Source organism: Cellulomonas algicola, from assembly GCF_019024305.1.
GTDB lineage: Bacteria > Actinomycetota > Actinomycetes > Actinomycetales > Cellulomonadaceae > Cellulomonas > Cellulomonas algicola.
Genome location: NZ_JAHKSJ010000002.1, coordinates 85,348 through 99,824, shown reverse-complemented (window position 1 = coordinate 99,824; position 14,477 = coordinate 85,348). Strand labels below are relative to the sequence as shown.

Sequence of the window (14,477 nt, the reverse complement as noted above, 5' to 3'; positions counted from 1 at the left end):
GAGGAGGACCGGTGGCGGGGCTCACGTGGGGAGGGCCCGCTCGGGACCTCGACTGCCGCATCTGCGGGACGCGCGGCACGGCCGACGGCGTCGTCACGACGGCCGGACCCGACGGGGCCGAGATCCACGGCGTGCGCTGCGCGACGTGCGGCGCGCTCGACCTGCTGCCCGTCGCGGGGGCGTCCGGCTCCGACGACGTGCAGGTCGACGAGTACGTCGAGGGCGGCGCCGGTGTCGGCACGATCGCGACGGCGCTCGCGGCGGTCGACCCCGCACGTGTGCGGCGGTTCCTCGACGTCGGCTGCAACTACGGCTTCGCGCTCGACCTCGCCCGGTTCGCGCACGGGTGGGAGGTGCTGGGCATCGACCCGTCGTACGCGGCGGTCCGGGGCGCGGCTGAACTGGGCGTGCCGATCGTCCACGACTTCCTGACGACGGAGTCGGACCTCGGCGGCACGTTCGACCTCATCCTGGCGAGCGAGGTCATCGAGCACGTCCCCGCACCGCTCGACTTCGCGCGCGTGCTGCGCCGCCACGCGGGCCCGACGGGGATCGTGCTGCTCACCACTCCGGCCGCCGAGCACGTCACGCCCGAGTCCCCCGAGCCGGAGGTCGTCGCCGCCCTGAGCGCCGGCCTGCACACCGTCCTCGCGACGCGCGACGGCCTGCGCGACCTGCTGCGGGAGGCCGGGTTCGCGGTCGCCGAGGTCCGCCGCGAGGGCCTCACCCTCGTCGCGTTCGCGACCGACGACACCTCCGCGCCCGCGCCGCACTGGGACCGGCACCTGCCGCCCGCCGTGCTCGAGGACTACTACGCGCACCGCGCCGCCGAGTCGGACCCGTCCGGCGCGCTCGCCGTCGGCACGGCGACGCGGCTCGTGCGCTCGCTCGTCGCCCGGGGCGCGTTCGCGGAGGCCGAGAAGGCGATCCCGCGCATGGTCGAGGCGGTCCGCGCCCGGCACGGCGTCGACCTCGACGACCCCGACGCCGCGCTCGCGGCGCTGCACGCGGGGGCGGACGCGTCGTGGGCGCTGCCGGGCGCGGCGCACGCGATCGGCATGACGTGCCTCCTCTCGCGCGACGACGTCACCGCCGCCGAGCGGTACCTCGCGCTCGCGCAGCAGGCCGCGATCGCGTGGATCGGCACGCACCCGACGGACCTCGACGCGCTCGACGTCCGCTTCGAGGCCGCCGTGCACCGCGCGGTCGCCCTGGCCCGCACCCGGCCCGCCGACGCGGCCGCGCTCGCGCTCGAGCTGCCCGAGCACCTGGACACGTCCACGCCCGACGGACGCGACCGCGTGGCCGGCCGCCGCTGCCACGTCCTCGTCGAGCTCGTCGCGCGCGGCCGCTACGACGACGCCGGCCCGCTCGTCGGACCCGTCGCGGACGCCGCACCTCGCCTGGCCCGCGGCGACGGCCGCTGGTCGACGTCCGCGCTCGACGCGCTGCTGTCGCTCGGGATGCGCGCGCTCAACACCGGCGACCCGCGCACCGCGCGCCTGTGGTTCACGACCGCCGCCGACGCCGCCGGCGAGCACCCGGACGACGCGCACGCGCAGGCGCTGGCCGTCGTCGCGCGGGAGCACGTCACGCTCGCCGCCGCCCAGGGCGCCGTCGAGGACGTCGCACCGCTGCGACCCGTCGAGGCGCCCGTGCACCACGGCCTCGACGTGTACTGGTGCGACGCGTCGGGCGTGTACCTCGAGGGCTGGGCGCACACCGCGCCCGAGCCCGCGAGCGGCGTGTCCGTCGAGGTCGGCGGCACCTCGGTCCGTGCCGCGCGGCGCCCCCGCCCCGACCTGGCGGCGTTCTGGCCCGGCGACCCGCACGTGGTCGACACCGGGTTCGCGGCGTACGTGCCGGGCACCCCGCACGGCGAGGTCACGCTCGTCGTGCACACCGCGCGCGGCGACCACCGCGTCCCGCTCGACCTGCCGGACCACCCGCTCCCGCGGCACGAGGACGTCCCGGAGCTCGAGGAGGAGGAGCTCCTGGCCGAGCTCGCCGCCGCCGCACCACCCGGGCCCGTCCTCTGGCTGGGCTCGCGCACCGACCGGCCCGACGAGTACGCGCGGCTCGAGGCGCCCTTCGCGGGACGCGTCGTCCGGCACCTCGACATCCACGCGGGTCCGGGCGTCGACGTCGTCGCGGACGTGCACGCGCTGTCCACGGCGGTGCCCGCCGGCGAGTACGCCGTCGTGGTGTCGCGGAGCCTGCTCGAGCACGTCGCCGCGCCGTGGCTCGTCGCCGCCGAGATCGGCAAGGTGCTCGCGCCCGGCGGGCTCACGTGCCACGTCGTCCCGTGGACCTGGCCGACGCACGCCCAGCCGAACGACTTCTGGCGGCTCTCCGACGCGGGCCTGCGCCAGCTGTTCGGGCCTGCCACGGGCTTCCGCACGCTGCGGACGGGCATGGCCGGGGGCGTGACGGTGACGCCGTCGGCGCAGTGGCGCGAGCACGCGTACCTCATGCCCGCGGTCGCCAGCGAGTCCGGGGCGTGGGTGGTCGCCGAGAAGGTCGGCCCGCCCGCCAGTCCCGTGAGCTGGCCCGTCGACGCGGCGGACAGCGCCGAAGTCGCCCGTCGCTACCCCGTCGACGGGCTCGCGCCGGCGGCGCCTCCCGTCGGGACCACCGCGCGGGCCGACGCCGACGCGTCGCGGACCCCCGCGTCGCCGGACGTCGTCGCTCCCGGGACACCCGCGCCGGTCGCCTTCGTCCCCGGGACAGCCGCGCCGGTCGCCGCGCGGGCGGCGCTCGCCGACGCCCGTCCGGGGGCCGCGACCGCGCACCCGCGGTCGGCCGCCGTGACCGCGATCCTCCCGCTCTACCAGGGCGCCGGGTACGTCCAGGACGCGCTGCGGTCGATCGCTGCGCAGACCCTGCTGCCCGTCGAGGTCCTCGTCGTCGACGACGGCTCGACCGACGGAGGCGGCGCGCTCGCCGCCGCGTTCGACTCGCCCGTGCCGATCCGCGTCCTGCGGCAGGACAACGCCGGGCAGTCCGCCGCCCGCAACACCGCGGCCGCCGCCGCGCGCGGCGACCTGCTCGCGTTCCTCGACCAGGACGACACCTGGTACCCGCAGCACCTGGCCCGGCTCGTGCGGCCGTTCGAGCGGTCCCAGCACGTCGCGTGGTCGTACAGCGACTTCGACGAGATCGACGGCGAGGGCGGGACCGTCACGCGCTCGTACATCCGCACGTACCAGCTGCCGCACCCGCACCGCACGCTGCTCGAGCTGCTCGCGTCCGACCTCATGGTCGTGCCGTCCGCGTCCGTGCTGCGCGCCGACGCCTACCGCGAGGTCGGCGGGTTCGACCCGCAGCTCGTCGGGTACGAGGACGACGACCTGTTCATCCGCATGTTCCGCGCGGGCTGGCACGCGGAGTTCGTCCGCGAGTCGCTCACCCGGTTCCGCGTGCACGCGACGAGCACGTCGGCGGGCGAGCGGTTCCGTGCCAGCCGCGTCGCCTTCCTCGACAAGCTCGCGCGCACCACGCCCGACGACGTCCGCATGCAGCGGTACTACGTGCGCGACCTCGTCGTGCCGCGCCTGTTCCAGATCACCCTCGACGACTACGTGACCGCCCTGCGGTCAGGGGACCTCGACGCGGCCCGCGCGATCGCGGGGACCGCCGCGCAGGTCGCGGCGTACGGGCGGCCGAGCGCGCGACGACGTCGACGTCTGCGGGCGCTCGAGCGGCCCGAGCTCGTGCAGGCCGCGCTGCGCGCCCGGGCGGTCCTGCCGTCGTGGCTGCGGCCGTCGGTGCACACGGCGTTCGACCGACCCTGAGCCGCGCGCGGGACGTCGTCGGTCGTGACGTCGTCGGTCGGGACATCGACGTGCGCGACGTCGCGTGGGCCGTCCCGCGTCGCCCGTCAGCCCGCGTCCGACGCGTCCGTGTCCGTGGTGCCCTCGTAGAGACCCATCTGGTTGCCCTCGGAGTCCTCGAAGACCGCCCACCAGCTGGTCGGCGTGATCTCCTCCTTGCCGCGGACGACCTTGCCGCCGTTCGCCTCGACCGCGGCGAGCGCGTCCTCGATCGAGTCGACCTCGATCGTCGACCGCGGTGCCTGCAGGTCGCCGCCGCGCGGCCCGAAGCCGCCGCCGCTGATCTGGTTCGGGGCCCGCCACATCGGGTACCCCTCGAACCCGGGGAACTCCTGCACGTCCCACCCGAACACCGTCCGGTAGAACGTCGTCGCCCGCTGCATGTCGTCCGCGGGGATGTCGACATGCGTGATGTCGCCGTGCGCCATGGCCGTCGCTCCGCTCGTCGCGCTCGTGCCCGCCGCCGTCCGCGCCGGGCCGGACCTCGCCAGACTAGGGGCGGCGAGCGGGTCGGCGCAGCCCGTGCATCTGCGGTCCGCGCGGCCCGAGCCGCACCGCGCCGACGTGCGTGAAGCCGCGCGCGACGTAGAACGCGACGTTGCTCTCGAGCGTCGTGTTGACGTGCGCGGGCAGGTGGTCCGGGACGCCCGCGAGCCCGGCCTCGACCAGCGCCGCACCGAGGCCGAAGCCCCGCCGGTCTGCGTCGACGCCGAGGAAGTGCAGGAGCGCGTGCGGCTCGTCGGGGAGCAGGTCGTGCATCGCCGCGAACCCCTCACGCACCAGCACGACGCGGTCCGCGGGCAGCAGCAGCCCGAGGGTCGACGGCCCGGGCAGCGCGGGACCACCGTCCGCCCCCGTCGCCTCGGTGCCCGGCACCCGCCACGCCGCCGCTCCCACAGCCCGGCGGTCGTCGACCGCGAGCCACGCGTTGCCCGCGAGCACGTACTCCTCGATCGCGCCCCACAGGAACGCCGCGACCGCCGCCGACCGGTCCGCCCGCAGGCCGAAGATCCAGTCCATGAGCGGGTCGTGCGCGAGCGCCCGGGCGAGCACCGTCCGCGTCGCCGCGAGGTCCGCCGGGCGGGCCCGTCGGATCTGCGCACCCTCGACCGTCGCGACGTCTCCGTCCGCGTCCTGCGCCACCACCATCGCGCCCTCCTCGTCGCCGCGTCCCCGACCGACACCCCATCGTGGCCGCCCGACCCCGTCCCCGTCGCCCGTTTCGGAGATCGCGGTCGGGTCGAGTACCCTGGGCCCGCCTGGAGGATTCGCCTAGTGGCCTATGGCGCACGCTTGGAAAGCGTGTTGGGTGAAAGCCCTCGGGGGTTCGAATCCCCCATCCTCCGCCGCCCGAAGGGCCCGTGACCTGCCACCGTGCAGCGCGGGCCCTTCGTCGTCGACGCGTCGTGCGGCAGGATCGCCGCGTGCCCCTTCACCACCTCGACGTCCTCGCCGACCAGCCGTTCGCCGAGATCGGCGACCCGACGCTCGTCGTCGACGACCCGGCGTACGACGTCGTCGTCGTGGCCGGCGAGCTGCCGTACTCCCAGTGGTTCGGCGCCGGCACGGCGTCACGGGCCCACGCCAGGGTCGGCGTCTACGACCGCACCGACCTCGCGTGCCGGCAGGTCGAGTCGCTCCGACGCCCGGTCAACGACGTCGCGATCCACCCGTCGGGGACGCTCGTGGCCGTCGGGACGGGCGCGTACGACGGCGGCTACAGCTTCGAGGGCGAGCTCCTCCTCCTCGACCTCGAACGGGCACGGCGGGTCAGCCCGCTCCGCGACGCACGCCAGGTCCGCACGGTCCGGTGGGTCGACGACGAGCGGCTGGCCGTCGTGCTGGCGCCGTGGCACGACGACGACGTCGCCGACTGGAAGGACCTGGTGGGCGACGCCTTCGAGATCGAGGCGCCCTGGCGCGAGCTGCGTGACCGCGAGCTCGACCTGTCCACGCACGACGCGGAGTCGGTCCCCTTCGTCTACCCGCAGCCCGACCGCGCGGGTGCCCGGGCCGCGCTGCAGCGTCTCGCAGCCCAGGCCGGCCGCGCGTGGGCCCTGAGGCGTGCGGTGTGGAGCGTCGCCGGACGCCCGGACGGATCGGTGCTCGCCGCGTGCGACGGCGTCGCCGCCGAGCGGTGGGACGCGACCGGAGGGGACGCCCCGGGGTGGCGGATCCCGACGACGGGGACGGGGTGCCAGCTGACGGCCCTCGACGCGACCACCGTCGCGACCACCGTCGCGCTGCGGCCGCCGTGGATCGACGGCCGGCCCCCGCGCCACGAGTCGCAGCACCAGGTCCTCGACCAGGAGACGGGCGCGGTCGTCGGCGAGCTCGTCCCCGAGAGCGCGTCCGTCGTCGTCGGGTCGACCGGCCCGTACTCGCTGCTCCGACCGGCGACCCGGGACGCGACCTCGACCGACTCCCTGGTGATCGACCCGGCGGGACGGACCGTCGGCCGGGTGGCGACGACGGGGTACGACCTGTTCAACCACTGGTTCGACATCGCGGGCGCACCGGATCCCCTCGTCCTGGTCGGCACCGACGAGAAGAAGCCCCACCTGGACAAGTGGGTCACCCGCGTCGTCGCCGCCGGTGGCAGGCCGGAGCTGGAGCGGCTCTTCCCCCTCGACTGGCAGGGGACCGAGCAACGCCACCTGTTCGGTGGTCCCGGTGTCTACGTCGACGACGAGCTCGGGACCGGCATCGTCCACTGCGGCGAGGTCCACGCGTCTTCCGGCAGCCACGGCCCGTTCGCGGTCCGACGCGACTACCCCGCCGGCGCGGCTCGCTGGACGCTGGACCTGCCGGGCGTGGCGACGGACGCGCTCGAGGAGGAGGGCGTCCTCGTGATCACGACGTCCAACGGGTGGCTCGTGCGCGCCGACGCCGTCACGGGCGCTCTGCTCGAGGCCGTCGAGCTCGCGGTGCACGGCGCGCCCGTCGTCCCGCTCTCCGTGAGCACCTGCGGACCGGGACGGCTCGCCGTCGGGCTGCTGGACGGGCGGATCCTGCGGCTTGAGGTCGTCGCCACCGAGGGCACGTGAACGACCCTCACCGGACGACGGCCAGTGGGACGATCCGCGGGTGACGACGACCGAGGCCACGACGGCGACGGGTGCCGAGCCAACCGCTCCAGCGGGCCCTCGGTATGCGGCGTGGTGGCGGCGGGCGGTCGCGTCGGTCGCGGACGGGCTGCTCGTCGCGGCGGTCGCGTGGCTCGCGACGGGGTCGGTGGCGCCCGTGCCGTTCCGGCCCGTGCCGTGGTTGCCGCTCTCGGCGGTGCCGGGCATCGAGCCCGACGGGCGGTTCTCGTGGTGGACCTCCGGCGCGGTCGCCCTGCTGCTGGTGCTCCAGGCGTTCACCGGAATGACGCCGGGCAGGGCGATGGTCGGCGTCCGCGTGGTCCGGGAGCGCGACGGGCGGCCTGCGGGGCTGCCGGTCACGGTGCTGCGGGACCTCCTGCACGCGCTCGACTGGATCCTGCTGGTCGGCTGGCTGCGGCCGCTGTGGCACCCGCGGCGGCAGACGTTCGCCGACTCGGTCGTGCGGACGGTGGTCGTGCGGGCGCGGGTGGACGTGCCGGTGCCGGTGGTCGTCGGCGTCGCGACCGTCACCGCCGGGGCGCTCGTGCTGTCCCCCGCCGTGACGGAGAGCGGCGAGACGAGGGTCGAGTGCACCCTCGCCCCCGACCACGCCTCGGGCCTGGCGACGGTGTCCGGACGCGAGCCCGGGGACGTGTGGGTCACGCGGATCGGCATCCGGCGGCTGTCACCGGCGCGGCCGCCGGTCGTGCTGTCCTGGACGCTCGCCCCCGGTGCCGACCCGGACGGGACGACGCTCGACGTGGCGGTGGTCGAGGCGGACGGCGACGCGGCGTGGCGCTCGACGGTCGCGTTCCGTGACGGTGCCGCCTGGACCGACGACGTGACCCAGGTGCCGGAGCTGACGGTCCCGCGCCGCGTGTTCGACGACGCGGGCCCGGGCGCGCTCGTCGAGCTCACCGGGAAGGTCGACGGGACGTCGGAGGTGCTGTGCGTGCTGGGGTTCGGCGTCGAAGCCGCGGAGCTTCCGCCGTCGCCGCGCGTCGACTGGTGACGTCGGCGGGGTGCCGGCGCCTGGACGCGCCGTCTGCGCGCACCGTGGCCTAGATTGACGCGGACGACCGCACGCAGCCGCGAACCGCGGCCACGGACGACGGAGGCACCATGACCGACGAGACGCGCTCGAACCTCGACGCCCGGCTGCAGCGGCACGGGTTCGCCCGGGACGTGCACCGCGGGCTCAGCAAGGGCATCGGCTTCCTCCCCGTGAGCGACGAGACGAAGTCGATGCTGACGACGCGCAGCGGCGAGGCCGTGGCGATCGCGGCGGAGACCGGGGTCGCGATCGCGAACGGCGCGGTCGTCGCGGGCAAGGGTGCGGTCGGCGCGGCACGCGAGGGCTACCACGCGTTCGAGGAGAAGCGCGAGGAGGAGGCGGCCGCCGCGAAGCGGCCGTTCAGCGTCGTCGCGGCACCGCCGGAGACCGCCGGCACCGACGCGACAGCGCCGGGTGCGCCCACGTCGGGCACCGTCGGCCCCGAGGGCGAGGGCGACCTCCTCGAGCGGCTCGAGCGGCTCGGTTCGCTGCGCGCGGCCGGGCACCTGTCGGACGCGGAGTTCGAGGCGGCGAAGGCGCGTCTGCTGTCGGGCGCCTGACCCCAGCCTGCTCCCCTTCACCTGGCGGCGCCGCCTGCACCCCTTCTCCTGGCCGGGGTGAGGGCGGCGCCACGCTGTGAACGGTCACGGTTGTGTCTCGTCGGCGGTCCAGCTCTTGCGCTTCCCCGCCCTTGCTGTCGTATGTTGTGCACGGTCTCAGGCTGGGACCGTGCACAGCGCGACGATGCGCGTGCGGTACCGCGTTCGACTCGACGGAGTGTCATGACGCCCACCAGATCCCGCGCGACGCGTGCCGCGCGAGCCACCACCGCCGCGATCGCCGTGGGTGCGGCGATCCTCGCCCCCACCGCCCTGTCCGCCGCGGCCGAGGACCCCGGCCCCGTCGACGCGGGCATCTTCGTCGAGAAGGTCGACGGCCTCCCCGCCGACTTCGCGGCCGGCGTCGACGTGTCCTCCGTCCTGTCGCTCGAGGAGAGCGGCACGGTCTTCCGCGACTCCGACGGCCAGCAGGCGGACCTCTTCGAGGTCCTCGCCGACCACGACATCACCGACGTCCGCGTCCGCGTCTGGAACGACCCGTACGACGCCGACGGCCACGGCTACGGCGGCGGGACCGTCGACGTCGACCGCGCGGTCGAGATCGGGCGCCGCGCGACCGAGGCCGGGCTGCGCGTGCTCGTCGACTTCCACTACTCCGACTTCTGGGCCGACCCGGCCAAGGTGCACGTGCCGAAGGCGTGGGCGGGCCTGACCGACGCCGAGCGCGCCGACGCCGCGGGCGACTTCACCGCCGACGCGCTCGACGCGTTCTCCGCGGCCGGCGTCGACGTCGGCATGGTGCAGATCGGCAACGAGTCGAACAACGGCATCGCGGGCATCCGCTGCGAGTCCGGGAGCGCCACGGACGCGTCGTGGGCGCCGTGCGTCGCCGTCTACGCGGCGGGGTCGGCGGCCGTCCGCGCGTCCGACTACGGCGACGACGCGCTCGTCGCGCTGCACTTCACCAACCCGGAGAACGGCCGGTACGCGACCTACGCGGGCATCCTCGACCGGGCGGACGTCGACTACGACGTGTTCGCGAGCTCGTGGTACCCGATGTGGCACGGCTCGCTGACGAACCTGACGAGCATGCTGAAGCACGTCGCCGACACGTACGACAAGAAGGTCATGGTCGCCGAGACGTCGTGGGCGTACACGACGGACAACGGCGACCAGCACGGCAACACGATCAACACCTCGACCACGCCCGTGTACCCGATCAGCGTGCAGGGCCAGGCCGACCTGGTGCGCGACGTCATCGCGGCCGTGCACGCCGTCGGCGACGCGGGCATCGGCGTCTTCTACTGGGAGCCCGCGTGGCTGCCCGTCGGCGGGCCCTCGGACTGGGCGTCGCAGAACGCCCGGTGGGAGCAGTTCGGGTCCGGCTGGGCGTCGAGCTACGCCGGCGGGTACGACGAGGACGCGCGCGACTGGCACGGCGGCTCCGCGTGGGACAACCAGGCGCTGTTCGCGTTCGACGGCACGCCGCTCGAGTCCCTCGACGTGTTCCGGTACGTCCGCACCGGCGCGACGACCGCGCGCGTCCCCACGTCCGTCGAGAAGCCCGTGGTCGACGTCCGCCTCGGCGACCCCGTGACGCTGCCGTCGACGATCACCGTCCGCTACAACGACGGCACGCAGGAGACCGCGTCCGTCACGTGGGGCGGCGCGCTGAGCTGGATCCGCGGGACCGGCACCTACCGCATCCCCGGGCGGACGTCGACGGGCGTCGACACCGTCGCGACGGTCCACGTGCGTGCGGAGAACGTCGTCGTGAACGGGTCCTTCGAGGACGCCGACACGAGCATGTGGGACCTCACCTACTCCGTCGCGTCCGGCGACAACGCCATCAAGGCGACCGGCAACGCGACCGACGGCACCCGCGCGGTCGCGTTCTGGGCGGGCACGCCGTTCACGGTCGACCTCAGCCAGCAGCTGACGGGCGTCCCCGCGGGCACGTACACGCTGTCGGCCACGCTGCACGGCGGCGACCAGACGGGCACCGACCTGAGCATCTGGGCGTGGAACGAGACCAGCGGCACGCGGTCGACTCCCGTCTGGCTCGCGGGCTGGAACAAGCCGACGACGTTCACCGTCCCCGACGTGGTCGTCGGTGACGACGGGCTCGTGAAGGTCGGTGCCTGGCTGAGCCTCGACGCGCCCGCGTGGGGCGTGATCGACGACGTCCGGCTCGAGCCGACGGTCGCGGCGACGACCGTCGACACGACCGCGCTGCAGGCGGCGCTCGCGTCGGCCGACGCGGTCGACCGCGACGCGTGGACCCCGGAGTCGGTCGCGGTCCTCGACGACGCGGTCGCGTCGGGTCGTGTGATCCTCGCCGCCGGGCAGCCGACGCAGCAGGACGTGGACAGCGTGACGGCCCTCGTGACGGATGCGGTCGACGGGCTGGAACCCGCGGCGACCGCCACCCCGACACCGACGGTCACGCCCACGCCGACGGTGACGCCCACGCCCACGAACGAGCCGACGAGCACGCCCACGACCACGCCGACGTCGAGCCCGACGACGACGCCCGCCCCGACCGCGTCGGCGTCGGCGAGCGGTCCGGCGATCACCGCCAGCCGGACCACGGTCCGGCCGGGCGACACGGTCACCGTGACGGTCACCGGCGTGGCCGGCTCGCAGGTCGAGGTCGGCGTCGCCAGCACCTACCAGCGCCTCGCGACCGTCCCGGTCGTGGGCGGCACGGGGACGGCGACCGTCACGATCCCGACGACGCTGTCCCCCGGCCTCCACCACCTGCAGGTGCGCGACGCCACGGGCGTGGTGCTCGCGCAGGTGGAGATCCGGGTCGCCGGCGCGTCGCTCGCCACGACCGGCGCGGACCTCGCGGCGCCTCTCGCGACGGGTGTGCTGCTCCTCCTCCTCGGCGGTGCGGCAGTCGTCGTCGCGACGCGGCGGAGGGCGCGCGCCGGTCGGGCCACCGCCTGACGCACGGCACGCCCGCACGACGGGAGCCCCGGGTCGCGACGGCCCCGGGCTCCCGTCGCGCGGCGCCCTCCCGTCGTGCGGAGCACTGCCGTCGCACGGAACGCGGCCGTCGTGCTGAGCCGTCGCGAACTCACAGGCACGCGTGTGACCGGTGGACGGTTCACCGCACGCGAGCACCGTCTCTGACGTACCGTGGGCGGGACTTCACAGCACGGGCCTCGGCCGTCGACCCGGCCGGGGCCTTCGTCGTCTCCGTCGAGCCAGGGCGATCCGGCGACGTGCGCCCGAGACTCCGTCGCCTCGCGCCCCGCCGCGTCGCGGCCGGACCGACTGGACGGACAGCCCATGAGCACGACCGCCCTCCCCGCCTCGCACGTCGACGGCTCCGCCGGCTCGCGTCGCCGCGCGGTCAGCGACTTCACCGAGCTCGCGCACGCCGTGCAGGCCGCGGGCCTCATGGCGCGCCGGCCCGGACACTACGCCGCTCGCCTCTCCGGGGCTGTCGTCGCGATGGCGGGCCTCGTCGCCGCGGTCGTGCTGGTGGGCGACTCGTGGTGGCAGGTCGCGGTCGCCGTCGTCGCGGCCGTCGTGCTCACGCAGGTGGCGTTCCTCGGGCACGACGCCGCGCACCGGCAGATCTTCGCGTCGGGCCGCGCCAACACCTGGGCCAGCCTGGTCCTCGCGAACCTGTTCGTCGGCCTCAGCCACGGCTGGTGGCAGCACAAGCACACCCGCCACCACGCGAACCCGAACAAGGTCGGGACCGACCCCGACATCGACATGAAGGTCCTGTCCTTCACGCCCGAGCAGATCGCGGCGCGCGAGTCGGCGTGGTCGCGGTGGTACCTGGCCCGGCAGGGGTTCTTCTTCTTCCCGCTGCTGCTGCTCGAGGGCGTCAACCTGCACGTCGCCGCCGTGCGGCGCGTGCTGTCGCGCGAGCCGCTCGAGCGTCGGAGCACCGAGATCGCGTTCCTCGCGGTCCGCCTGGTCGGCGCGGCCGCGCTCGTGCTCGCCGTCATGTCGCCGCTCAAGGCGCTCGTCGTCGCCGTCGTGCAGCTCGCGCTGTTCGGCTTCTACATGGGCGCGTCGTTCGCGCCGAACCACAAGGGCATGCCGCTGCTGCCGAAGGACGCGCGCGTCGACTTCCTGCGCCGCCAGGTGCTGACGAGCCGCAACATCCGCGGCGGCCGCTGGGTCGACGTGCTCATGGGCGGCCTCAACCACCAGGTCGAGCACCATCTGTTCCCGTCGATGCCCCGCGCGGCGCTGCGCCGCGCGCAGCCGATCGTCCGCGCCTACTGCGAGGCGCGCGGCATCCCCTACGCGCAGGTGTCGCTCGTGCGGTCGTACCGGATGATCGTCGACCACCTCAACACCGTCGGCCGCCCGGACCGCGACCTGTTCGCCTGCCCGATCACCGCCGCCTACCGCGCCTGACAGACGGCCGTCGCGACCCCCGCCGAGTCGCGGCGCTGTACGGAGGTCGTGACTGCATTCTGCATGCATCGCCGCTACGATGGCGGCATGAGCGTCACCATCACCGTGCGCGACGTCCCCGACGACGTCCGGGACGAGCTCGCCGCCCGCGCCGCCCGCAGCGGACGGTCGCTGCAGGAGTACCTGCGGGCTCAGCTCATCGATCTCTCCGCCCACCCGACCGCAGCCGACGCCGTCGCAGCGATCCGCGCTCGCGCGCGGACGTACCCGCCGTTCGATCTCGCGCGCGTCATCGACGACCTCGACGCCGACCGGCGGTGACGCTCCTCGTCGTCGACGCGTCCGCCGTCATCACTCTCCTCCTGGACCCGGCGGGCGACGGCGAGGTGGTCGCACGTCATCTGGCTGGCGCCCGGGTCGCGGCGCCCGACCTGCTGCCGTACGAGGTGACGAACGTGCTACGCCGCCACCGCGCCACCGGCGCGTTGTCGGATGCCGAGGCGACGCTGGCTCTCGACGGGCTCGCGGCCCTCCCCCTCGATCTCTGGCCGTTCGCGACTCTGCAGGCGGAGATCTGGCGGCTGTCGGGTGCCGTCACCGCGTACGACGCCGCCTACGTCGCCCTCGCGGCGCTCCTCGGTTGCCCCCTCCTCACGCGCGACCGCCGACTCGCGCGCGCTCCCGGTGTCCGCTGCGAGCTGCTGCTCGACTGAGACCACCGCCCGGCGATCGGAACGAGCCGCGTAGCCCGATAGATGTCTTGTCTTATATAGGACGTGTCACCTATGGTCGGGACATGTCGCTGAAGCACGCCGTGCTCGGGTTCCTGTCGGTCGCACCGATGACCGGCTACGACCTGCGCAAGCACATGGAGGAGTCGGTCGCGCACTTCTGGCCGGCCGACCAGGCGCAGATCTACCGCACGCTCACCGTGCTGGCCGCCGACGGCCTCGTCGACGTCCGCACCATCCCGCAGGAGGGCCGCCCCGACCGGCGCGAGCACTCCATCACGCCCTCGGGCGAGGCCGAGCTCGACCGCTGGCTCGCCTCCCCCGTCGAGTACGTCCCGTCGCGCGAGTCGTTCCTCGTCCGCCTGTTCTTCGTCGGACGCCTCGGCGTCGAGCAGGCACGCGCGGTCCTGCACGAGCGCGCCGCCGAGGCCCGCGAGCTCGTCGCGGTCCTCGAGCAGACCCGCCACCTCAACGACCAGGCCCTCGCGCAGGCCGGTGGTGACGTCCCGCTGCCCGTCCGGCTGCGGCTCGCCACCCTGTCCAACGGCCTGGTCCACGCCCGCGCCGAGCTCACCTGGGTGGAGGACCTGCTCACCGAGCTCGACGACGCCTGACCCCGCGCTCCGACATCTGACCCCGACCCTCCGACGTCATGCCGGCCCAACCGGGACCCGGGCCCGACGTCCGACCCCGCCACGCCACGTCTGCACCACGTCCACACCGGCATGGCTGCCGTTCGCGACCCCGGAACGGCAGCCATGTCGGTCTCGACCGACCCCGCACGCGTCCCCGGGGGGACGGCGAGACCCCGCACGCCTGCCGCA

The 14,477-nt window shown here is 74.9% G+C and carries 11 protein-coding genes and 1 tRNA gene; 10 read left to right on the top strand and 2 right to left on the bottom strand.

All coding sequences use genetic code 11. The features are described from left to right. The first annotated feature begins 11 nt into the window (after positions 1-11). A complete protein-coding gene (locus KOV94_RS00500) occupies positions 12-3,794 on the top strand; it encodes a glycosyltransferase (RefSeq protein WP_218050923.1) in 3,783 nt (1,260 codons plus the stop codon). 86 nt (positions 3,795-3,880) lie between these two features. Here KOV94_RS00500 and KOV94_RS00495 read toward each other — a convergent pair whose 3' ends face one another. Further along, positions 3,881-4,261 carry a VOC family protein gene (locus KOV94_RS00495; protein WP_124344019.1) on the bottom strand — a complete coding sequence of 127 codons (381 nt, stop codon included), beginning with the start codon at positions 4,259-4,261 and terminating at the stop codon, positions 3,881-3,883. 64 nt (positions 4,262-4,325) lie between these two features. Next, positions 4,326-4,982: a GNAT family N-acetyltransferase gene (locus KOV94_RS00490; protein ID WP_218050922.1), complete on the bottom strand. Its 657-nt coding sequence runs from the start codon at positions 4,980-4,982 to the stop codon at positions 4,326-4,328. Between the two features lie 112 nt (positions 4,983-5,094). Between KOV94_RS00490 and KOV94_RS00485 the strand changes: the two genes are divergently transcribed. The 9 genes from KOV94_RS00485 (at position 5,095) to KOV94_RS00445 (ending at position 14,267) form a co-directional block, all read left to right on the top strand. Beyond that, positions 5,095-5,179, top strand: a tRNA-Ser gene (locus KOV94_RS00485). 78 nt (positions 5,180-5,257) lie between these two features. Then, entirely contained in the window at positions 5,258-6,880 is a 1,623-nt protein-coding gene (locus KOV94_RS00480; RefSeq protein WP_124341259.1) for a hypothetical protein, read from the top strand. Between the two features lie 40 nt (positions 6,881-6,920). Then, positions 6,921-7,931, top strand: coding sequence for an RDD family protein (locus KOV94_RS00475; protein ID WP_218050921.1), 1,011 nt, complete (start codon positions 6,921-6,923; stop codon positions 7,929-7,931). Between the two features lie 110 nt (positions 7,932-8,041). Further along, positions 8,042-8,533 (top strand): SHOCT domain-containing protein, encoded by a 492-nt coding sequence (locus KOV94_RS00470; RefSeq protein WP_225915896.1) that lies wholly within the window; start codon positions 8,042-8,044, stop codon positions 8,531-8,533. 222 nt (positions 8,534-8,755) lie between these two features. Continuing rightward, positions 8,756-11,485 (top strand): glycosyl hydrolase 53 family protein, encoded by a 2,730-nt coding sequence (locus KOV94_RS00465; protein ID WP_218050920.1) that lies wholly within the window; start codon positions 8,756-8,758, stop codon positions 11,483-11,485. Positions 11,486-11,830: 345 nt separating this feature from the next. Beyond that, a complete protein-coding gene (locus KOV94_RS00460; RefSeq protein ID WP_124341262.1) occupies positions 11,831-12,922 on the top strand; it encodes a fatty acid desaturase family protein in 1,092 nt (363 codons plus the stop codon). Positions 12,923-13,009: 87 nt separating this feature from the next. Further along, positions 13,010-13,243 (top strand): FitA-like ribbon-helix-helix domain-containing protein, encoded by a 234-nt coding sequence (locus KOV94_RS00455; RefSeq protein WP_124341263.1) that lies wholly within the window; start codon positions 13,010-13,012, stop codon positions 13,241-13,243. Next, on the top strand, positions 13,240-13,635 hold the full coding sequence (locus KOV94_RS00450; protein ID WP_124341264.1) for a type II toxin-antitoxin system VapC family toxin: 396 nt from the start codon (positions 13,240-13,242) through the stop codon (positions 13,633-13,635). The genes KOV94_RS00455 and KOV94_RS00450 overlap by 4 nt, the downstream gene beginning before the upstream one ends. 83 nt (positions 13,636-13,718) lie before the next feature. Next, positions 13,719-14,267 (top strand): PadR family transcriptional regulator, encoded by a 549-nt coding sequence (locus tag KOV94_RS00445; RefSeq protein WP_124341265.1) that lies wholly within the window; start codon positions 13,719-13,721, stop codon positions 14,265-14,267. Positions 14,268-14,477: the final 210 nt, after the last annotated feature.

Bases quoted from the DNA above. Each gene is read 5' to 3' on its own strand.
- KOV94_RS00445 (WP_124341265.1), top strand. From the start codon at position 13,719: ATGTCGCTGAAGCACGCCGTGCTCGGGTTCCTGTCGGTCGCACCGATG.
- KOV94_RS00490 (WP_218050922.1), bottom strand. From the start codon at position 4,982: ATGGTGGTGGCGCAGGACGCGGACGGAGACGTCGCGACGGTCGAGGGT.
- KOV94_RS00470 (WP_225915896.1), top strand. From the start codon at position 8,042: ATGACCGACGAGACGCGCTCGAACCTCGACGCCCGGCTGCAGCGGCAC.
- KOV94_RS00455 (WP_124341263.1), top strand. From the start codon at position 13,010: ATGAGCGTCACCATCACCGTGCGCGACGTCCCCGACGACGTCCGGGAC.
- KOV94_RS00460 (WP_124341262.1), top strand. From the start codon at position 11,831: ATGAGCACGACCGCCCTCCCCGCCTCGCACGTCGACGGCTCCGCCGGC.
- KOV94_RS00495 (WP_124344019.1), bottom strand. From the start codon at position 4,261: ATGGCGCACGGCGACATCACGCATGTCGACATCCCCGCGGACGACATG.
- KOV94_RS00465 (WP_218050920.1), top strand. From the start codon at position 8,756: ATGACGCCCACCAGATCCCGCGCGACGCGTGCCGCGCGAGCCACCACC.